This is a genomic window from Rhodococcus sp. IEGM 1370, assembly GCF_033142325.1.
Classification (GTDB): Bacteria; Actinomycetota; Actinomycetes; order Mycobacteriales; family Mycobacteriaceae; genus Rhodococcoides.
Genome location: NZ_JAWLRY010000020.1, coordinates 21,655 through 41,498, shown reverse-complemented (window position 1 = coordinate 41,498; position 19,844 = coordinate 21,655). Strand labels below are relative to the sequence as shown.

The 19,844-nt window shown below is 66.6% G+C and carries 18 protein-coding genes and 1 tRNA gene; 13 read left to right on the top strand and 6 right to left on the bottom strand.

The window, feature by feature from the left end:
- Positions 1–153: 153 nt before the first annotated feature.
- Together R4P47_RS20550 and R4P47_RS20545 are read right to left on the bottom strand one after the other, a co-directional pair.
- Positions 154–696, bottom strand: coding sequence for a ribonuclease H (locus tag R4P47_RS20550; RefSeq protein ID WP_300519338.1), 543 nt, complete (start codon positions 694–696; stop codon positions 154–156).
- A 119-nt stretch (positions 697–815) separates the two neighbouring features.
- On the bottom strand, positions 816–2,009 hold the full coding sequence (locus R4P47_RS20545; RefSeq protein ID WP_317785576.1) for an MFS transporter: 1,194 nt from the start codon (positions 2,007–2,009) through the stop codon (positions 816–818).
- A 176-nt stretch (positions 2,010–2,185) separates the two neighbouring features.
- Here R4P47_RS20545 and R4P47_RS20540 point away from each other — a divergent pair, with 176 nt between their 5' ends.
- From R4P47_RS20540 to R4P47_RS20520, 5 genes are all read left to right on the top strand, one after another.
- On the top strand, positions 2,186–3,118 hold the full coding sequence (locus R4P47_RS20540) for a DNA-3-methyladenine glycosylase family protein (protein ID WP_094669521.1): 933 nt from the start codon (positions 2,186–2,188) through the stop codon (positions 3,116–3,118).
- Between the two features lie 52 nt (positions 3,119–3,170).
- Positions 3,171–4,115: an aldo/keto reductase gene (locus R4P47_RS20535; RefSeq protein WP_317785575.1), complete on the top strand. Its 945-nt coding sequence runs from the start codon at positions 3,171–3,173 to the stop codon at positions 4,113–4,115.
- A 60-nt stretch (positions 4,116–4,175) separates the two neighbouring features.
- Complete coding sequence (locus R4P47_RS20530) at positions 4,176–5,441, top strand: multidrug effflux MFS transporter (RefSeq protein ID WP_411567363.1); 1,266 nt, start codon at positions 4,176–4,178, stop codon at positions 5,439–5,441.
- A 39-nt stretch (positions 5,442–5,480) separates the two neighbouring features.
- On the top strand, positions 5,481–5,957 hold the full coding sequence (locus R4P47_RS20525) for a DUF309 domain-containing protein (RefSeq protein ID WP_317533516.1): 477 nt from the start codon (positions 5,481–5,483) through the stop codon (positions 5,955–5,957).
- Between the two features lie 107 nt (positions 5,958–6,064).
- The gene (locus R4P47_RS20520) at positions 6,065–6,760 is read left to right on the top strand and encodes a hypothetical protein (RefSeq protein WP_269595670.1); all 696 of its coding nucleotides are present in this window, start codon (positions 6,065–6,067) and stop codon (positions 6,758–6,760) included.
- On the opposite strand, the gene R4P47_RS20515 is transcribed toward R4P47_RS20520, so the two are convergent.
- A complete protein-coding gene (locus R4P47_RS20515; protein WP_068048648.1) occupies positions 6,738–7,502 on the bottom strand; it encodes a deoxyribonuclease IV in 765 nt (254 codons plus the stop codon). The genes R4P47_RS20520 and R4P47_RS20515 overlap by 23 nt on opposite strands.
- Before the next feature lie 75 nt (positions 7,503–7,577).
- Between R4P47_RS20515 and R4P47_RS20510 the strand changes: the two genes are divergently transcribed.
- From R4P47_RS20510 to R4P47_RS20490, 5 genes are all read left to right on the top strand, one after another.
- The gene (locus R4P47_RS20510; protein ID WP_068048639.1) at positions 7,578–8,312 is read left to right on the top strand and encodes an ABC transporter ATP-binding protein; all 735 of its coding nucleotides are present in this window, start codon (positions 7,578–7,580) and stop codon (positions 8,310–8,312) included.
- Positions 8,313–8,380: 68 nt separating this feature from the next.
- Positions 8,381–10,903 carry an ABC transporter permease gene (locus tag R4P47_RS20505; RefSeq protein ID WP_269595700.1) on the top strand — a complete coding sequence of 841 codons (2,523 nt, stop codon included), beginning with the start codon at positions 8,381–8,383 and terminating at the stop codon, positions 10,901–10,903.
- A 183-nt stretch (positions 10,904–11,086) separates the two neighbouring features.
- The gene (locus R4P47_RS20500) at positions 11,087–13,642 is read left to right on the top strand and encodes an alpha/beta fold hydrolase (RefSeq protein ID WP_317533517.1); all 2,556 of its coding nucleotides are present in this window, start codon (positions 11,087–11,089) and stop codon (positions 13,640–13,642) included.
- Positions 13,643–13,740: 98 nt separating this feature from the next.
- Positions 13,741–14,655, top strand: a complete 915-nt coding sequence (locus R4P47_RS20495; RefSeq protein WP_269595668.1) for an alpha/beta fold hydrolase — start codon at positions 13,741–13,743, stop codon at positions 14,653–14,655.
- Entirely contained in the window at positions 14,652–15,290 is a 639-nt protein-coding gene (locus R4P47_RS20490) for an LON peptidase substrate-binding domain-containing protein (RefSeq protein WP_269595667.1), read from the top strand. Before R4P47_RS20495 ends, R4P47_RS20490 begins: the two co-directional genes overlap by 4 nt.
- 55 nt (positions 15,291–15,345) lie before the next feature.
- On the opposite strand, the gene R4P47_RS20485 is transcribed toward R4P47_RS20490, so the two are convergent.
- Positions 15,346–15,419, bottom strand: a tRNA-Met gene (locus R4P47_RS20485).
- Between the two features lie 77 nt (positions 15,420–15,496).
- On the opposite strand from R4P47_RS20485, the gene R4P47_RS20480 reads away from it, so the two are divergent.
- A complete protein-coding gene (locus tag R4P47_RS20480; RefSeq protein ID WP_269595666.1) occupies positions 15,497–16,276 on the top strand; it encodes an enoyl-CoA hydratase/isomerase family protein in 780 nt (259 codons plus the stop codon).
- Here R4P47_RS20480 and R4P47_RS20475 read toward each other — a convergent pair.
- A complete protein-coding gene (locus R4P47_RS20475; protein ID WP_269595665.1) occupies positions 16,259–16,876 on the bottom strand; it encodes a DUF998 domain-containing protein in 618 nt (205 codons plus the stop codon). The genes R4P47_RS20480 and R4P47_RS20475 overlap by 18 nt on opposite strands.
- A gap of 65 nt (positions 16,877–16,941) precedes the next feature.
- Here R4P47_RS20475 and R4P47_RS20470 point away from each other — a divergent pair, with 65 nt between their 5' ends.
- Together R4P47_RS20470 and R4P47_RS20465 are read left to right on the top strand one after the other, a co-directional pair.
- Complete coding sequence (locus R4P47_RS20470) at positions 16,942–17,505, top strand: TetR/AcrR family transcriptional regulator (protein WP_188078731.1); 564 nt, start codon at positions 16,942–16,944, stop codon at positions 17,503–17,505.
- Entirely contained in the window at positions 17,502–18,842 is a 1,341-nt protein-coding gene (locus R4P47_RS20465; RefSeq protein ID WP_317533519.1) for an ABC1 kinase family protein, read from the top strand. Before R4P47_RS20470 ends, R4P47_RS20465 begins: the two co-directional genes overlap by 4 nt.
- Positions 18,843–18,862: 20 nt before the next feature.
- Here the strand turns inward: R4P47_RS20465 and R4P47_RS20460 are convergent, their stop codons facing one another.
- A complete protein-coding gene (locus R4P47_RS20460; protein WP_317533520.1) occupies positions 18,863–19,840 on the bottom strand; it encodes an NADPH:quinone oxidoreductase family protein in 978 nt (325 codons plus the stop codon).
- Between the last annotated feature and the right edge of the window lie 4 nt (positions 19,841–19,844).

The window sequence follows — 19,844 nt, the reverse complement described above, 5'->3', positions numbered from 1 at the left end:
ACGGCCGGAGCAGCGGCCACGGGTGGCCGAAAGAAATCTATGGAGTGCACAGTGCGCTCGACGCCTCCGGTGTCAGAGAATCCGATTCGAGTGGAATGTCCAGATTCTACCGGCTGCCGTTGTCCAATTCTCACGTCCGGGCCGGATGCCCGATCAGAACAGCGTCGGGACCGCGTCGTCGGACGTGGGCCGGGTCACCGGTGCCGGAGCGGAGGGAGCAGCAGCTACCGGAGCCGGTGTTGTCGCTACCGGTGCCGGCGTACCGGCGGCGGCCACGGCGCGCGCGGCTTCACCGGCCAAGGCGTCGGCCGCTTCGTTGAAATGATTGCCGACGTGTCCGCGGACCCACCGGAACCGGACCGGACCTTCACGTTCGGTGATGGCTCGCTCGATGCTCTGCACCAGCTCCAGGTTGCGCACCGGGGTGCCGCCCGCTGTTTTCCAGCCCTTGCGCTTCCAGCCCGCGAGCCATTCCGATGCGCACTTGATGGCGTACTGCGAATCGGATTCGATCAACAGCGGCTCCGGGCCCGGGTGCGCCAGAACCGCCTCGAGCAGGGCCCTGAGCTCGGCGACCTGGTTGGTGCCCGAGGGCTCACCGCCGGAGTTGCTCGGCCCCGTGTGGTTGACCCACGCCCACCCGATTGCTCCGCCGGGGTTACGCAGACACGAGCCGTCCGTACTCACGATGATCACGGTCTCAGACCCTACTTCGGGGCACCGACAAACTCCGGGTGACTCGCGCACGAACACCGAGGTACTTGGCACTCGACTGCACGGCACCGCGAATTCGATTACGGCGCACTGCCAACGGGTCAGGCGTAGTGGGACTCCCTGGCCTTTCTGCCGTCGAGGGTGAGCAGCACGAACGCCACCGCAGCGAGCGCTGCGACGAGCGCGGAGAACACCAGTCCCGCAGTCACCAATCCCCATTCGTTCGCCGCGGCCCCGGCCCCGATGACCGGCAACGAGATGGCGACGTACAGCACCACGAAGAACGTCGAGGTCACTTCTGCTCGACGTTCCGGCGGAAGGCCTGCGGCGATGGCCGCCATACCGTTGCTGAACGTCACGCCCTGCCCGACGCCGCACAGCAGCGCCGCGATCACCAGGACCGGCAGCGACGTCAGGAGCAGCGACAGCGCCAGGACCACCAGCCCGATCGTCAGAACGAGGCAACCCCAGCGCTGCGCAGACGTCGGATCGGCCCGGCCCAGCAGGATCTGCGCGGACGCGGATGCCGCGAAGACCGCGAACACCACGACGCCGGTGACGGCATGGTTGTCGATCTGCAGCACCCCCGCGATGAATCCCGGTGATACCGCGGTGAACAGGCCGAGCACCGCGAAGCCGGCGAAACCACCGATCGACGCGCGCAGAAAAGTGCCACGAACGTCCGCCGGAACGGACAGTCGTTGCATCTGCGGGCGCGCCCCCGCTGCGACCCGAACGGTTTCGGGAGCGAGAAACACCGCCAGAGCGGCCACGGCGAGCAGGCCGATGTCGACGAAGAAGGTCAGGCGTAGCGGTTGCGGAAGGTATTCGGCCAGCAACCCTGCCACCAGCGGGCCCAGGCCGAGGCCGCCGATATTGGCCGCCGTGGCGATGGCCGGGGCACGATCCCGCCACTTGTCCGGCACCAGTTCGATCAGGGTCACCGTCGCGGTTCCGACGAAGATTCCCGCCGACAGTCCGGACAGCACCCGCCCGATCACCAGCGCCGTGAGCGAACCCGCAGTCACGAACACCACGGCACTGATCAGGCCGAAACCGATGGCCGCCAACAGCATCGGACGACGACCGAGCGAATCCGACCACCGCCCGAAAGCCAGCAGGGCGGCGAGTACACCGACCGCGTACGCCGCGAACACCAGCGTGACGACGAATACGGAGAACCCGAACTCGACCTCGTACAACGCGTAGAGCGGCGTCGGCATGGTCGTACCCATCATCGCAACGACGAACGCGTACGCGACTCCGACGAACGATGCGGCACTCGATCGAGCCACGAAAATCCTCCTGACGCTGTAGACCTGGCCAGAGGCGGCGAGAGAGTCCGTGCGGTACTCCTGCGCTCCGAGAGGCACTATGTATCTTGCCGTCGGTGTTGCAACAGTGCCGACCGACGCCCTGAAGGGGACCTTCTCGGTCCGCATGGCCACGACCGTTCGGAGGTGACGAACCGATGCCCGACGACGCCGGTACCGACGGGCTGGCCCGCGTGGTCACGTCCGAGCAACGCATCGACGTCCGGATGTCGGTGTCGCCGCTGCGCCGTGGCCGCGGCGACCCCACCTACGAGTCGACGCCGGACGGCGGCATCTGGCGCACGTCGCGAATGAGCTCGGGCCCGGTGACCTACCGCCTGACGCAGGTGTCGCCGACGAGCGCGCAGGTTCGAGCCTGGGGCCCCGGCGCACCCGAGCTGTTGGACGCGGCACCCGCTCTGCTGGGGCTGGACGACGACGCCGGCACCTTCGCACCGGAGCATCCGATTCTCCGGGAAGCCCATCGGCAGCTACCGCACCTGCGTTTGGGCCGAACCGGACTGGTGCTCGAGGCCCTGATTCCCGCGATCATCGAACAACGCGTACACGGAATTTCGGCATTCGGATCGTGGCGGTACCTGGTGAGCAAGTTCGGCGAGAAAGCGCCGGGTCCGACGCCGAAGCCGATGTTCGTCTTCCCGACACCCGACGTGTGGCGTCGCATTCCGTCGTGGGACTACCACCGAGCCAACGTCGATCCGGCCCGGTCCAAGACCATCGTCCGCGCTGCCTGCGCGGCCGGACGCCTGGAGGAGGCGTCGGGAATGACGCCCGAGGACGCTGCGCGCAGGCTGCGGGCAATCCCGGGCGTCGGTGTCTGGACGGCGGCCGAGACCGCGCAACGCGCCCTCGGGGATCCCGACGCATTGTCGGTGGGCGACTACCACCTGGCGTCGGTGGTGGGCTGGTCTCTGCTGGGTAGATCGATCGACGACGCGGAGATGGTCGAGTATCTGCAGCCTCTGGCCCCGCATCGGCATCGCGCGATTCGGCTGCTGTACCTGAGCGGCAAGGCCACCAAGCCCAAGTTCGGTCCGCGAACCGCTCTGGTGGACCACACCTGGCATTGAGCCCCGGACTGCTCGTACAGTCGAGTTGTACGCCAACGTAAGGGGTTTTTTCGTGGTTGCCATCGGCCGTTCCGATCTCGACATCTTTCCGCTCGCCCTCGGCGGGAACACCTTCGGCTGGACCAGCGACGAGGCTGCGTCCTTCGAGATTCTCGATGCGTTCACCGCGGGCGGAGGCAACTTCGTCGACACCGCAGACTCGTACTCGGCATTCGCCGACGGCAACTCCGGCGGCGAATCCGAAACCATCATCGGCAACTGGACCAGAGCCCGCGGAAACCGGGACGACGTCGTCATCGCCACCAAGGTCAGCCAGCATCCCGAGTTCCGCGGACTGGCCCCGGACAACATCCGGGCCGCCGCCGACGCGTCGCTGAGCCGGCTGCAGACCGACCACATCGACGTCTACTACGCGCACTACGACGACGAGAAGACCCCGCTCGTGGAGTCCCTCGCCGCGTTCGACGGGTTGGTCGAAGCGGGCAAGGTCCGGCACGTCGCCATCTCGAACTACTCGCCTGCGCGCGTTCGCGAGTGGCTGGAACTGACGAACGAGAACGGTTTCGCGCCACCGATCGCACTGCAGCCGCACTACAACCTGGTGGCCCGCCGCGATTACGAGAATGAACTGCAGCATCTGGCCGTCGAGAACGACCTCGGTGTGTTCCCGTACTTCTCCCTCGCCGCCAGGTTCCTGACGGGCAAGTACCGCACCCGCGAGGACTTGGCCGGGAAGCAGCGCGAACGTCTGACCACCGGGTACTTCTCCGATGCCGGTCTGGATGTGGTGCAGGGCCTGCGCGAGATCGCCGAATCCCGTTCGGCAGAGATCTCGAGCGTCGCGCTGGCCTGGCTGCTGGCCCGACCGGGAGTCACCGCGCCGATCGCGAGTGCAAGCAAGGTATCTCAGCTACCGGCCCTGCTCGACGCGCCGGCGTTGGCTCTGACCAGCCAGGAAGTCGAGAAGCTGACCGTACTGTCCGACGCCGTGGCCTAGAACACGAAAGTTGTAGTCAGCAACGGGAACAGAACGAGTACCCCGGTTGCTGAACCTCGGGTGGCCCAAGCACCGAACACGTCAGCAACCGAGACAGCCGTAGCCGAAGCATCGGCAACGAAGACGTCCCCCGAGCCGACCTCCAAGGAACGCCTGCGGGTGATCCTGGTGCTCGGCGCGCTCATCGCGCTCGGCCCCTTGACCATCGACATGTATCTGCCGGCTCTTCCGGCGATCGCCGACGACCTGAACACGTCCTCGTCCGCCGTGCAGCTCACCCTCGCAGGCACCCTGGTCGGTCTTGCCCTCGGTCAGCTGATCATCGGCCCGCTGTCGGACATCGTCGGTCGACGGCTGCCCCTCATCGTCGGCACCGGAGTGCACATCCTGGCCTCCGTGGCGTGCATCGTGGCTCCCAACATCGCTGTTCTCGGCGGCCTTCGCGTCGTACAGGGTCTGGGTGCTGCGGCCGCAGCCGTGGTCGCGATGGCCATCGTGCGCGACCTGTTCAGTGGCCGTGCCGCCGCGACCGTCCTGTCCCGCCTGATGCTGGTCATGGGCGTCGCTCCCGTGCTGGCTCCGTCGCTGGGCGGTGCCGTGCTGCTGGTCGGATCATGGCGTCTCGTGTTCGCGGCGCTGGCGATCATGGGTGTTGCTCTGATGACTCTTGCCATCGTCTCGCTCCGCGAGACGCTGCCACCCGAGCGTCGCCGCGCCAGCGGCGTCATGCCGGTAATGCGCACCTACCGTTCACTGCTGCGGGACGCCCAGTTCGTCGTTCTCGTCCTCGTCGCCGCACTGGCGATGGCCTCGCTGTTCGCCTACATCGCCGGGTCGTCGTTCGTCCTGCAGGAGGAGTTCGGCCTCGACGAGCAGCAGTTCGCCATCGTCTTCGCCGCCGGTGCCATCTCCCTCATCGGCGCTTCCCAGCTCAACGTCCTTCTGCTCGGACGCTTCGCACCGGTGCAAATCGTGCTGACAGCGCTGTCCTTCGCCGTGTTCGCGGGTGCCGTCATGACGGTCCTCGCGATCACCGGGGTCGGCGGCATGGCCGGCTTCGTCGTCCCACTGTGGTTCGTGCTCGGGGCCGTCGGATTCGTGATGCCCAACGCGCCCGCGCTCGCTCTGTCCAGGCACGGTGAGGCCGCAGGCGGTGCCGCTGCCCTCCTCGGAGCAGCTCAGTTCGGACTCGGTGCCATCGTCGCGCCGATCGTCGGCGTGCTCGGAAACGACGCGATCGCCGTGGCCACCACGATGGTCGCCACCTCTGCTGCAGCGCTGATCGCGCTGGGCGTCATCACCGCGCGCTCGTCTTCCCACCGATGAGCACGGTGGTGCGGGCCACCACACACTAGGGTTTCCGCCATGGCCGAACGCGAACGTGATGCGCACGGTAAACCCCTCAATGCCAGGCCTCGTGACGGTCTTGGGCGTCCCATGGCCCGCGGTGGAAACGGAACCCCACGGGTGCCGGACGACCTTCGGCTTCCGCCCACCGCCGCTCTCGTCGAAGCGCAGAAATTCCTGGACGCGAACATGCCGTTCCATGCGCACGAGGTACTGGAAGGCACCTGGAAGAGCTGCCCGTCCGACGAGCGTCCGTTGTGGCAGGGCCTCGCCCAACTCGCCGTCGGGTTGACCCATCTGATGCGCGGCAATCGCGTCGGCGCCGCCTCGCTGCTTCGGCAGGGACACGAACGGCTCGTCGGCTTCGAGTGCAACCCACCGCATCACCTCGACGTCACCGGGCTGCTGACCTGGTCGGAGGGTCTGCTCGGCGAGCTCGAGACCGGAAGGTTGCCGGTCGCTCCCGGCATTCCGGCGCTGCGCGCCACCGACTGAACCGATCCCGACAGGGGGCGTCCTGGACGTCCGATCACGGCTCGAGCTAGCCTGGCGAGGGTTAGGTAAGGCTAGGACAATCTGAACCGAAAGTGGGGTTCGTCGCCGTGACCGTGTTCGCACCGCTCAGACTCGTGCACCGCGAGACGATCAGTCCGGCTCAGCTCGGACGCACTCTCTGCACCGAGGTAGCCGAACAGGTTCCGTACTGGGTGGCCGTCCTGACTCCGGCGGAGCGTCCGTTGCTCACCGAACACACCGCAGTCCTCGAGCAGACGTCGATGACGTTCACTCTGCCCGACGGCCGACACCGCCGCAGCATTCTGCTGCTCGCCGCTCTGGGCTCGGCCGTGTCCACGTGGCAGAGAAACAACCGTCGCGGCTCCTCGGCCGGCGTGCTGGTGGACCTCGACCTCGAGAGCACTGGCGCAGTTCACCCGGTCCGGCTGCCCACGCTTCCCGTCGACGCTCTCGTCGTCCCTTCGCACCGCGAGCACCTCGTCGACGAGGTCTCGAGGCGACTGGGCTCGGTGCCGAACGGCGGCTGCGACTACGCGCTGGCTCGCAACTATCCCGCGCTGGCCTCACGCGCGGGAGCACAGATCATCGTGCACGAGGATGCACTGGCAGAGCCCAGCCGAGAGCACGCCATCGACATCGGGATCACCGTGACGAGTGCGGGTACCGCACTCGCGCGCATCACCTGGGCTGCGAATCTGCCGGGCATCGACGAACTGATCCGGCTGTGGGCGTCGGCCGTGAACGACCTCGCCCTCAGCACTACAGGCTCTTCAGCAGCCTGACGTCGTCTTCGATACCTTCGGGCGGGGTCTCCAGGATCACCGGCGCGTCGGCCGCCAGGGCGACTGCGGTCAGGATCTCCGCGTCGATCGTTCCGGTGCCGAGATTGGCGTGCCGGTCCCTGGCCGAGTCGAACTCGTCGCGTGAGTTGTTCAGGTGCACCAGATCGATGCGTCCGGTGATGGCCTTGATTCGGTCGACGACGTCGACGAGATCCTCTCCGCCGGCCCAGGCATGGCAGGTGTCCAGGCAGAAGCCGGCACCGAACTCGCCGATGGCATCCCACAGGCGGGCGATGTCGTCGAAGTGGCGTGCCATCGCGGAGTCTCCGCCCGCGGTGTTCTCGACGAAGATCGGTACCCCGAAGCCGCCCTGCTCCGCTTGGCGCTCGAACAGCTTGCGCCAGTTGTCGATTCCCTTGGCGGTGTCCTCACCCTCACGGACGTGGCCGCCGTGGACGACCAGCCCGATGGCCCCGATTTCGGCCGCAGCAGCAGCCTGCTCGACGACGGCCTTGCGCGACGGAATGCGGATCCGATTGTTCAAGCTCGCCACATTGAGGACGTAGGACGAGTGCACCACCACGTCGACCGAGCCGTTCAGCAACGCCTCGCCCTGCGGGTGTGGTTCGAGCTTGTTCCACTTCTGCGGATCGGTGAGGAACATCTGAACGAGGTCGACGCCGAGCGCCTCGGCCGTTCCGAGAGGGTCGCTGCTGTCGCGGACGTGGGCTCCGATGCGCATGACGCCCATCATAGGGGTGGTGTTCAGGGTCTCCCCTGATAGCGACGGGCGCGGAACGCTGGAACACTGGCACCCATGAGCGACATTGCCGCACGTGCGGTCGACGTATCGAAGGTCTACGGATCAGGGGACACCCAGGTCCACGCACTGTCCGGGGTGAGCGTCGAATTCGCTCGCGGAGAATTCACCGCCATCATGGGCCCCTCGGGTTCGGGCAAGTCCACGCTCATGCACTGCCTGGCCGGCTTGGACAACGCATCCTCGGGAACGGTGACCATCGGCGACACCGAGCTGACGGCGCTCTCCGACAAGGAGATGACCGGATTGCGAAGGGACCGAATCGGATTCGTGTTCCAGGCCTTCAACCTGGTGCCGACGCTCACCGCACTGGAGAACATCACCCTGCCCCTCGACATCGCCGGTCGCACGCCGGACAAAGAATGGCTCGACACCGTGGTCGACCGACTCGGCCTGCGCGACCGCCTCGATCACCGCCCCAGCGAACTCTCGGGCGGACAGCAGCAGCGAGTGGCGTGCGCCCGCGCTCTGGCAGGCCGACCCGACATCGTGTTCGGCGACGAGCCCACCGGTAACCTGGACTCCCGCTCGTCCGGCGAGGTGCTGTCGATTCTGCGCACTGCCGCAGACGAATTCGATCAGACCGTCGTCATCGTCACGCACGATCCACGCGCGGCCAGTTACGCCGACCGCGTCGTGTTCCTCGCCGACGGCGCAGTTATCGATCAGCTGAACTCGCCCACCGCCGACGCCGTACTCGAGCGGATGAAGAAGCTCGAGACGGTCCGATAATGGCGCACTCCATCTCCAAGAAATCCGTCTCCGACAAACCTCCTCGACACAAGCCGTCGGGCAATCCCATGCGCAAGGTGTCACTGAGAAACCTTGCCGCACACAAAGTCCGACTGGCCCTGACGGTACTGTCGGTCGTGCTCGGCACGGCATTCGTCGCGGGCTCGTTCGTGTTCACCGACACCCTTCAGCGCACTTTCTCCTCACTGTTCGCCGATACCGCGCAGGGCGCGGATGTTCGAGTGAGCCCCGAGGACGCACGCTCGTCCGGCGTGCCGAACGAGGACATCGCGGCGATCTCGGCGTTGCCGAACGTGCGCGCCGTATCGCCGTACGTCGGCGGACAGTTGGTACTGCTGGGGTCCGACGGCGCCGCCGTACAGTCCGGTGGCGCACCGACCATCGGCGAGTCGTATCTCCCCGACGACCAACGACTCGGTGATCCGACCACCTTCGTCGACGGTTCGGCTCCCACAGCCCCCGGCCAGGTCGCGATCAACGCCGGTGGTGCCGAGCGCGCCGGACTCGAGGTGGGCGACGCCACCCAGGTACTCGTGCCGTCCAAGGGCATCACCGACATCACGATCACCGGAATCTATTCGACAGCAACAGAATCCGGTGGCTACATCGGAATCCAGTTCGTGCAGAGCCAGGCGAACGAGCTGTTCACCGACGGTGCCCACGTGCAGTACATCGACGTCGCAGGCACCGATCTCGCCGCGCAAGGGCTGACTCAGAGCGATCTCCGCGACGAGATCGCCGCGGCGTTCCCCGACCTGAAGGTCCAGACCGCCGCGGACGTACAGGCCGAGACTCAGGCCGAGGTCGAGTCGGCACTGTCGTTCATCAACTACTTCCTGCTGGCCTTCGGTGGGATCGCCCTGCTGGTCGGCACCTTCATCATCTACAACACGTTCTCGATGATCGTCGCTCAGCGCGTCCGCGAATTGGCACTGCTGCGCGCCGTCGGAGCCAGCCGCGGGCAGGTCAGCCGCTCGGTCGTTCTCGAAGCTCTCGTTGTCGGCATCATCGGCAGCATCCTCGGCTTCGTCGGCGGGGTAGGGCTGGCCTACGGGCTACGGGCACTGCTCAACGCCTTCGATCTGGGTCTGCCGTCGGGACCGTTGGCACTCGAGCCGCGCACCGTTGTCGTCGCGTTCGCCGTCGGCATCGTCGTCACCGTGCTGAGCGCGTACGCGCCGGCCCGGCGGGCAGCCAAGATTCCACCGGTCGCCGCGATGCGCGAGGAATTCGCCTCTGCGGGTGACACCCTGCGTACCCGAACGTTCGTGGGCGTCGGCCTCGGAATCGCGGGCGCGGCCGCGTTGATCATCGGCGCGCAGTCGACCGGCGGGGCGGCCGCTGCCACGGTCGGCGCGGGAGCCGTCGCGCTGATCGTCGCCACCGCACTGGCCGCGCCGTCGCTGTCACGGCCGGTCGTCGGCGCACTCGGGGCCGTCATCACCCGTCCGTTCGGAGCGATCGGACGCCTGGCCAGGACCAATTCGGTTCGCAACCCCAGACGCACCGCGGCCACCGCCTTCGCCCTCATGCTCGGACTCATGCTCGTCACCGTCATCGGCGTGCTCGGATCCACCGCCAAGGCCAGCGTCGACTCACTCGTCGACACCGGGGTCGAGGCGGACTACATCCTCTCCGGCCCGCAGTCGATCGGCGTTCCGACCGGTGCCACCACGGCCGCACAGCAGGTGACCGGCGTGGACCGTACTGCGGTGCTGCACCCGGTGTTCGTGACGATCGCAGGCCAGGAGGAGTTCGGCGCCGCGATCGACGGCTCCCCCGAGGGACTGCTCGAGCTGTCGATGGTCCAGGGCACGGCAGATCTGAACAGCAACGGGTTCTCGGTGTCGGAAACCGAAGCGGCGAGCCGCGGCTGGACCGTCGGAACCGAGGTCACCTTCGACACCGTCGACGGTGCGTCCGTCCCGGTGACGGTCACCGGGGTCTTCACCGACAATCCTCTGATCGGGAACTGGATCGTCTCGGGCGACATCTACCAGGAGGTGACGCCGTCGATCACCCGCTCGGACCTTCTGGTTCTCGTCAAGGCCGCACCCGGCAGCGACCTCGACACACTGCGCACCGACCTCGAAGCCGCGACCAAACCGTTCGTCGTCGTCCAGGTTCAAGACGTGGAGGAGTTCAAGGGCAGCCAGGGACAGCAGATCGACACGCTGCTCGCGGTGTTGTACGGCTTGCTGGCATTGGCCGTCGTCATCGCTGTGCTCGGCATCGTCAACACGCTGGCCTTGTCGGTGGTGGAGCGGCGTCGGGAGATCGGCATGCTGCGCGCGATAGGCATGCAGCGGCCGCAGGTCCGTCGCATCATCTATCTCGAGTCGCTGCTCATCGCGCTGTTCGGCGCGATCGTGGGCGTGGTCCTCGGAATCGCGTTCGGGTGGGGATTCGTGCAGACCCTGCGCGACGAGGGCCTGGGCACCATGACCGTGCCGTGGGGCCAGGTGGTGGCCATGCTGCTCGGATCGGCCGTTGTCGGTGTGTTGGCGGCACTGTGGCCTGCTGTGCGAGCCGCGCGTACGAAGCCGTTGGAGGCCATCGCGGACCTGTAGGGCCGAGCCCGAAACAGACCGGGCATTCCGCAACGTCACCCGATTGTTGTGGAATGTCCGGTTTTCCGCTTGCGCGAAAAGGTTCTGCACGTTTACCTTTGAGTCGGTAAAAAAGTCTTCGAGCCGGTTTGTAGGTTTCAAACCGACTCCGACATCACGGGTCGGGCTCGTGCAAGGAGAATCATGTCGATTCAGGACATCGATGCGCCGACCCGTCTTTCACTGGCCCCACTGTGCCGGCCGGAACGCCGCGACACCCTGATGGCCCGCTACCGCGAGGTGGCTCACGCGCTGCCCGACGCCGTCGCACTCGACGTCGACGGCTCGTCCCTGACCTTCGACGAGCTCCTCCATCGCGCCTACTCTCTGGCTCGTAAGATCGCCACGCTCTTTCCTGCCGATTCTCGGCCGCTCGCCGTGGACACCGACGCGACGACGGACTCGATCGTGCTGATGCTGGCCGTCGTCGCTGCAGGCCATCCCCTGGTGCCGCTCGACCCCATGCTTCCCGCCGAGCGCCGCGCCACGATCATCGACCAAGCAGGTGCGACGGCGATCGACTCCACCACCGTCGCCGCCGCCATGGACTCGTGTGTGCCGCTGCCGACGCTGTTGGGCGACCACACCGCGGTGATCAACTACACCTCGGGATCCACCGGCACCGCCAAGGGCGTGATCCTCAGCCACCGCATGTGTCTGACCAAGGCATACGAAGTCGCCAACGCGTTGGCGCTGGGCCCACACGACCGCGTCGGAAACTCGCTTCCGGTCAGCTTCGGGGCCGGCTTGAACACGTTGTTCGCGGGGTTGCTCAGCGGTGCCGCCGTGCACTGCCGCGACCCGAGGGCAGGTGTCCCCAGCAGCACCGTCGAGTGGACAGCCGCGCATTCCCTGACCACGCTGCACTGCTCGTCGTCGCTGCTGCGCGCAGTCTCCGCCGCCGATCACGGACCCACCGGTCGGGCCGTACCCACGCTGCGGGTGGTCATCACATACGGGGAATCCCTGCACGCCGACGATGCCGACGGTTTTCGGCGGCGATTCGACAGCCGCGCCACGGTGGTCAACTGGTACGCGACCACCGAGGCCGGGGCCGTCGCCTACAGCGAATACCCGCTCGAACGAGCGCTGCCGTCGGGCTTTCTCCCTGCGGGCAGACCCATCGCAGGCAAGCTGGTCGAAGTCGTCACCTCCGACGGTTCGTCGTGTGCACCGGACGTGATCGGCGAGATACGGGTGACGTCGAACTGTTTGGCCGACGGCTACCTCGGCGGTGCCGGTCGGGATTCCCAGCGATTCGCCGCGCTCGGCGACGGTCTGTTCCGGTACCGCACCGGCGATCTGGGACGACTCGACGAACACGGGACGCTGCACCTGGCCGGCCGCATCGACGACGCCGTCAAGGTGCGCGGATACCTGGTGGAGCCGGCCGAGGTCGAGGCAGCACTGCGCGCCATGCCGGAGATCGGCGACGCAGCGGTGATCGGCAGGACTTCCGGCACCGATACCGACCTGGTCGCCTACGTGTGCTCGGCGCGTTCCGGTCGTCGACCCTCCGTGGGCGAGATCAGAGCGTCGCTGCGCCGGACGCTGCCGGAGTGGATGGTGCCCACCCACATCGTCGCGCTCGACGCGATGCCGCGCAACGAACGCGGCAAGCTCGACCGCGGCGCACTGCCCGAGCCGGCCGATCGACGCGTCGAGCGCACCGCGGTCGGCCCGACCGAGTACATCGTGGCCGAGGCTGCGCGCACCGCGATCGGGCTGGACACCATCGGACGAGACGAGGATTTCCTGGCGCTGGGCGGAAACTCGCTGACCACCACGGCCATGCTGGCCCAACTCCGCGAGAACCTGAAGATCGATCTGACACCGGAGGACGTGTTCGCGGCGACCACTGTTCGAGAGTTGGCCGTGACAGTCGACGCCCGCCTCGAAGACGCGGCAACGGCGCGTCGACGCACTGCTGGCGAACACGATGTGCTCGTGCCGCTGCGCACAGAGGGAAGCAAGGCACCGATCTTCCTGATCGGCGGTGCAGGTGTCGGTGCGATGGCATTTCTGAATCTCGTCAAGCACATCGACGCCGACCGGCCGGTGTACGCCCTGCAGGCGCATGGCCGCGGCAAGCGCGGACGACCGGACCGGACCATCCGGCGAACTGCGAAACGCTACGTCGACGCCGTTCGCACGGTCCAGCCGGACGGCCCGTTCCACCTGGTCGGCCATTCGCTCGGCGGCTGGATAGCCATCGCGATGGCGGAGGAGATCCGAGACTCCGGCCTGGGGTCTCCCCACCTGCTGCTCCTCGACACGCGGCTGTTTCGGCACCTGCTGGACAGGTTGCCCGGCGGCACCGAGGTTCCGGCTGCCCCGCCGGCTCAGACGCGTGAAGAGGCGGGCTTCCACCTCGGCCGGATCGGCACCGCGGCCCTCTGGTTGCGTATGCAGTGCGCCGGATTGCTGCGGTACCCGACGACGATGGAGTGGTTGGTCTTCGCAAGTATCGGGTACGCGGCGTTGAACAAGCATGTGCCGACACCGTGGTCGGGTTCGATGACCGTGGTTCGCACAGCGGAGAACGTGAAAGATCTCCGGTCGTGGCAGACGGTCGGCCGTGGTGAGCTGACCTTCGTCGACATCTCCGGAGATCACGTCGACATGTTGCGTGAACCGATGGCCGAGCACTTGGCCGAGACGATCGCGAACACCTTCGACGAAGCGGGCGTCGCGCGCTGATCGACGGTCTGTCGTTGTGTGGGCTCAGCTTGTACGTTTGTGCCAACGGCTCACCGAGCCACGCGCCGATCCGGGATCACACGACGAGGAGGTCGACCATGAGTTCATCGTACGAATTGCAGTCGGTAGAACTACACAAGGACGTCCTGCGATACGTGGACATGGGCGACGGCCCACCCGTGATTCTGGTGCACGGACTGCTCGGATCGCATCAGTCCTGGGGTCCGCAGCTCGAGCGTCTGTCCCAGAAGTATCGGGTCATCGCTCCGGACCTGTTCGGGCACGGAGACTCCGACAAGCCGTCCGGCGACTACTCGCTGAGTTCGCACTCGGCCACCATTCGCGATCTCATGGATCACCTGAATATCGACTCCGCCCCGATGGTCGGTCACTCGCTCGGCGGCGGCATCGTCATGCAGCTGACGTACCTCTTTCCCGAGCGCGTCGATCGCCTGGCGCTGGTCAGCAGCGGCGGCCTCGGACCCGAGGTCAGCCTGCTCCTCAAGGCTGCGACGCTGCCCGGCAGTGAACTGGTTCTGCCGCTGCTCGCATCGGACTGGTTCCGCAAGAACGCAGAGGGCGCGATGGCGCAATTGGGCAAATGGGGCCTGCCGGTCAAGCCAGGTCCCAGCATGGCCGAGACCTGGCGGTCGTTCCGGTCGGTCGCAGACCGCTCCACCCGCGGGGCCTTTCTGGCGTCGACGCGAGCCGTGGTGGGCCCGCGCGGGCAGACCGTGAGCGCGAAGCAACACTTCGAGAAGTTCGAGTCCATTCCGTCGCTGCTCGTCTGGGGCGGCAAGGACCGGATGATTCCCGCCAAGCACGCCGACAACATTCGACGTGAAGTTCCCAACAGTCGCGTCGAGATCTTTCCCGACGCCGGCCATTTTCCCCAGCTCGACGAGCCGGACTTCTTCTTCCGCTTGCTCGACGAGTTCCTCGGTGCCAACGAGTCCGACAAGAGCGCGCCTGCGGCCATCACCCCGGCGGCTGTTCCGTTGCAGCACCCGTGAGCGTGACCCCGATGTTCCCGCTCGGCAGCGTGCTGCTCCCCGGTGAACGCCTACCACTGCACATCTTCGAGCCGCGCTACCGAGCTCTGGTCCACGACTGCCTGAAGCAGGACGATCCGAGCTTCGGCGTGGTCCTCATCGCGCGTGGGCACGAGGCCGGTGGCGGCGACGTCCGGCACGACGTGGCCACGACCGCACACATCATCGGTCACGAGTCCATCGGCGACGGCCGCTATCTACTCGAATGCGTCGGCGGGGAACGGATCAGGATCGACGCCTGGCTGCCGGACGATCCGTACCCACTGGCCGACGTTCGAGCATGGCCGGACGAAGAGACCGATACGGTGATCGCCGACACCGAGTTCGACGCCACTTGGGCGCGGGTCGAGGATCTCTACGAGCTGATCGGTCGACTCGAATCGTCGGAAGTCGTTTCCACGCCCGGTGTTCCGGATTTCCTGGGCCTGCCGATCTCGGCCGCCGAGAAGATCTGGTCGCTGGCGGCACTGATTCCGATGGGTCAGTCCGATCGACTCGACATCCTGTCTGCACCGAACGCCAGAGCGCGCAAGACCGCACTCGACGACGCCATCGAGAACGTCACCGCGGTCGTGCAGTTCAGACTGCAACCCTGATACCGACGAAACAAGTCAGGCCCGACATCATCGATGTCGGGCCTGACTTGTGTAGTAGCGGGGACAGGATTTGAACCTGCGACCTCTGGGTTATGAGCCCAGCGAGCTACCGAGCTGCTCCACCCCGCGTCGGGTGTTCACCACGCTACATGCCATCTCGGCAGTCTCCCAATCGCCAGGTCAGCCACACGCTCTACCGTTCAGGTATGCCCAACGCGCCGTCTCCAGTCCTGACCTTTCCGCACGCCGCCGTCGCGCAGATCACGCTGAGCAACCCGCCGGTCAACGCGCTGACCCGTCCGGCGACGCGGCGACTGCGCGCCGTCCTTCTCGAGTTGGCCGACGACGCCGCGATTCGGGCGGTCGTTCTCACCGGCGACCGGGTGTTCAGCGCCGGCTCGGACATTTCCGAGATGCCCGAGATGCAGGACCGCGGTGACGTGCTCGCCCGCAAGAGCATTCTCGAGAACGCGACCCTCGAGATGCTCGACGATCTGCCGCTGCCGACGGTCGCGGCAATAGACGGATTCGCGTTGGGCGGCGGCCTCGAGCTGGCGCTGTGCTGCGACCTCGTCGTCGCCGACGCGGGGGCTCGACTCGGACTCCCGGAAATCGACCTCGGTGTGATCCCCAGCAGCGGCGGATCGATGCGCGCGCTGCGACGGGTGGGTCAGGCGCGTGCCGCCGAACTGGTGTTGCTCGGCGAGCCGATCTCGGCCGAGACTGCACTGGAGTGGGGTCTGATCAATCGGGTCGCTCCACGCGGGCAGTCGTTGTCAGTGGCACTGGGCTTGGCGCAGACGCTGGCGCACAAGTCCCGTTCTGCTGTTCGAGCGAACAAGCGTGCCCTCGCTCTCACGTTCGGCGAGTCCCCTGGCCTACCGGCGCAACGGGCATTGCCGGTGTTCGAGGAGGCGTTCGAGTCGGCGGACGGCAGAGAGGGCGTACGCGCCTTTCTCGCCAAGGAGTCACCCGAGTTCGGATAGGCGACGCTTGACCAGAATCGTTGCGCCGGTGACGATCTCCCATCCGATGATGGTGTAAACCGAGATGCGCTCGAAGGTTCCGCCGCCGAGGACTCCGGTGTCGGCGAGAAACAGGATCAGCCCCACCAGACCGGCCACTCCGGCAGTCGCACTGCCCACGGTGTACCAGCGCGGCGCGCCGACGCGGCCGCCGTACCGTCCTGCCGCCAGCAACACCACATTGCCGCCGACGATCGCCATGCCTGCACCCACCGCGTGGGGCGTCGATGCCCCGTCCACCGAGGCGTGGGCGAGCCCGACGACGATGCTGCCGACACCGTGCACAACGGAGGTGCCGGCCACGATCCACCGCGCCCGGCCCTCGAAGAGCACCGACAAGCCCAGCCCCGCCAGGACGAACAAGGTGCCGTCGACGACGAAACCGGTGTTCATCACCGCGTGCAGCGGCGAGATGTCGGGGATTCCGAGATCGCTGATGTTGTTGCGGGCGTAGCTGTACGGTCGGTCCGTCCAACCGAGTGCGGCGACGGCTTCGGCGGCCAGATAGGTCACCCCACCGACGAGGAAGGCCCCGGCGGCCAGGACGGTGGTTCTCTTCACAGCTGCACGTCCACTCCCGGAGCCCCGATACACCTGGCGTGTACCGATTGGTACAGTACCGGCTCATGAGCGATCGCCACGACGTGGTGCCGATACTCGCAGGGGTGTTCCGCGACCATGGGTTCGACGGTTCCTCCCTCGCGGTCATCAGCAAACAGACCGGCCTGGGGAAAGGCAGTCTCTACCACTACTTTCCGCGTGGAAAGCAGGAGATGGCCGAGGCCGTCCTCGACGACGTGGAGCAGTGGTTCCACCACAACGTGTTCGAGCCGTTGCGACACGGCACCGATGCCGCGTCGACGACGCACGAGATGTTCGAGCAGACCGCGCGATACTTCCGGTCCAATCGTCTGGTGTGCCTGTTCGGCGCATTCACACTCGGTCTCGAACGTGCGGTGTTCTCGGGCCGCGTCGCAGCCCATTTCACCCACTGGATCGACGCGCTCACCCCGGTACTGAGCCGCCTGGGACACGGCGAATCGGCAGCCGAACTGGCCGAGGAGATCGTGGCCGGAATTCAGGGCGCACTGGTGCTCTCACGCGCCTCGGACGATGCGACGCGGTTCGATCGACTGTTGGCGCGCCTGGAAGCCTCGGCGGCGCGCGTGCCGGTGGGGGTGCACGTATGAATCCCACGCCCGCACCCCAGCTGAAAACGTTCGGAATACGAGAACTGCTGCGACTCATCGTCATCGGCACGGTATTGGCGTACTTCCAAGTCGTCGCGATCGGCCGCTGGGTGCGCGCGCCACGGCGCGGGTGGCCGCTGCACGCCTCGGAGGCCGTCGTCGACGCCTTCTTCGTTCTCGGCCCCACCTTCGTCAAGGTCGGGCAGCTGATGGGATCCTCGCCCGGGCTGTTTCCCAAGGTCCTCGCCGACACCTGCCTGCGCTGCCTCGACGAAGTGCCACCGTTTCCCGGGTCACAGGCGCGCGCGGTGATCGAGGCCGATCTGGGTCGCGGAATCGACGACCTGTTCTCCTCGTTCGACGACGTGCCGCTCTCGTCCGCCTCGGTCGCTCAGGTGCATCTGTGCGTCCGCCGTGACGACGGCCGTGAAGTGGTCATGAAGGTACAGCGGCGAGGGATCTACCACCGCATGAAGATCGACCTGCGTATCGCGTACCTCATCGCCCGCGGACTCGAGAAGTTCATTCCGTTCTTCGCCACGGCCAACGCGTCGGCGATCATCGTCGACCTGCACGCCGCCACCTTCGCCGAACTCGACAGCGCCGTGGAAGCGAAGCGTCAGGACAGCTTTCGCGCGGCCATCGGCACCTTCGGCGACAACGCCCACGTCACCGCGCCCGAGGTGTTCCTGGACTACTGCGGCGGGCGCGTCATCTGCATGGAGCGCATGCACGGCTCCCCACTCGACCGCTACGAGCCAGGAGAGCAGTCCGAGCTCATCGTCCGCCGCGCCGCCAAGGTCTGGATGGAAGCCCTTGTGCTGCACGGTCTCTTCCACGGCGACGTGCATGCAGGCAACGTGTGGGTGCTCGACGACGGCAGGGTGGCGTTCCTCGACTTCGGAGTCATGGGCGAGGTGGACGAGCAGTGGCGCGCACTGCTGCTGGATCTGTTTCACGCCACCGTGATCGACGGCGACTTCACCCGACTGGCCGGTACCGTCAAGCGGCTGGGAATCGTTGCCCCGCAGATGGGTTCGGACATCGAGGTAGGGGCGATCCTGCAGTCGGTGTTCGCTCCGATGCTCTCGGCAACGCTCGCGCACTTCAGCCTGGCCGACTTCATTCGAGCGCTGGTGAACATGGGCAAGCAGTACAAGACGTCGAGCCCGGAGGAATTGATCCTGGTGGCCAAGCAACTCGGCTACTTCGAGAGATACGCCATCGAACTGGCACCGAACTGGGCCCTGGGTACCGACCCGTTCGTGTTCAAGAACGTCTTTCCCGCCGAGATCGCGGCACTGGCCGAGGCGCGAGGCGTCGAACTGCCGGAGTGACCCGGCAGCTCGACCCAGCATCAGTGGGTGAAGTCCAGCACCACTTTGCCTGCCGCAGTACGGTTTTCCAGTGACGCGATGGCCGAGGCAGCGTCTGCGGCCGGGAACACCGACGGCTCCGGCGCACCGAGAGAACCGTCGGCGAGGAGCGGTTCGATCTCGGCCCACTGGGTGGCGAGGTAGCCCGGCCGCGTCATCCACCACGCACCCCAACCGACGCCGACGACGTCGACGTTGTTGAGCAGCAGTCGATTGACCTTGACCGTCGGGATCTCACCACCGGTGAAGCCCAGCACCAGGATTCGGCCCGAGGGTGCGAGCGAGCGAATGCTGTCGGTGAACCGGTCACCACCCACCGGATCGACGACGACGTCGACGCCACGGCCGCCGGTCAGTTCCTTCACCGCGTCCTTCCAGCCGTCGACGAGAACGACGTCGGTGGCTCCGGCGGATCGTGCGATGTCGGCCTTGGCCTCCGAGCTCACCACAGCGATCACCCGAGATGCGCCGAGTACCGGAGCCATTCGCAGCGCGGAGGTTCCGATACCACCTGCTGCACCGTGCACCAGAACCGTCTCGCCCGGTGCCAACCGGCCACGTTCCCGGAGCGCGAAGTGCACCGTCAGATCGTTGAACAACAACCCAGCGCCTGCGGAGAGCGACACCGACTCCGGCAGCGCGAACACCGTGTCCGGGGATACGACGGCGACCTCGGCCATACCGTCGCTCAGTCCCGTCAGGGCCGCTACTCGGTCACCTGCGGAGAAGCCGGACTCCGGCGGTGCCGACCGAACGATTCCGGCGATCTCGCTGCCGGGGACGAACGGCAACTCGGGCTTGTACTGGTAGAGCCCGCGAGTGAGCAACGCATCGGGAAAGGCGACGCCGGCGGCATGGACCTCGATGACCACCGACCCGTCGCGCGCAGCAGGCTCGTCGATGTCCACCACACTCACCGAGTCGGGTCCGTCGAGGCTGGAGATCTGTACCGCGCGCATGAGT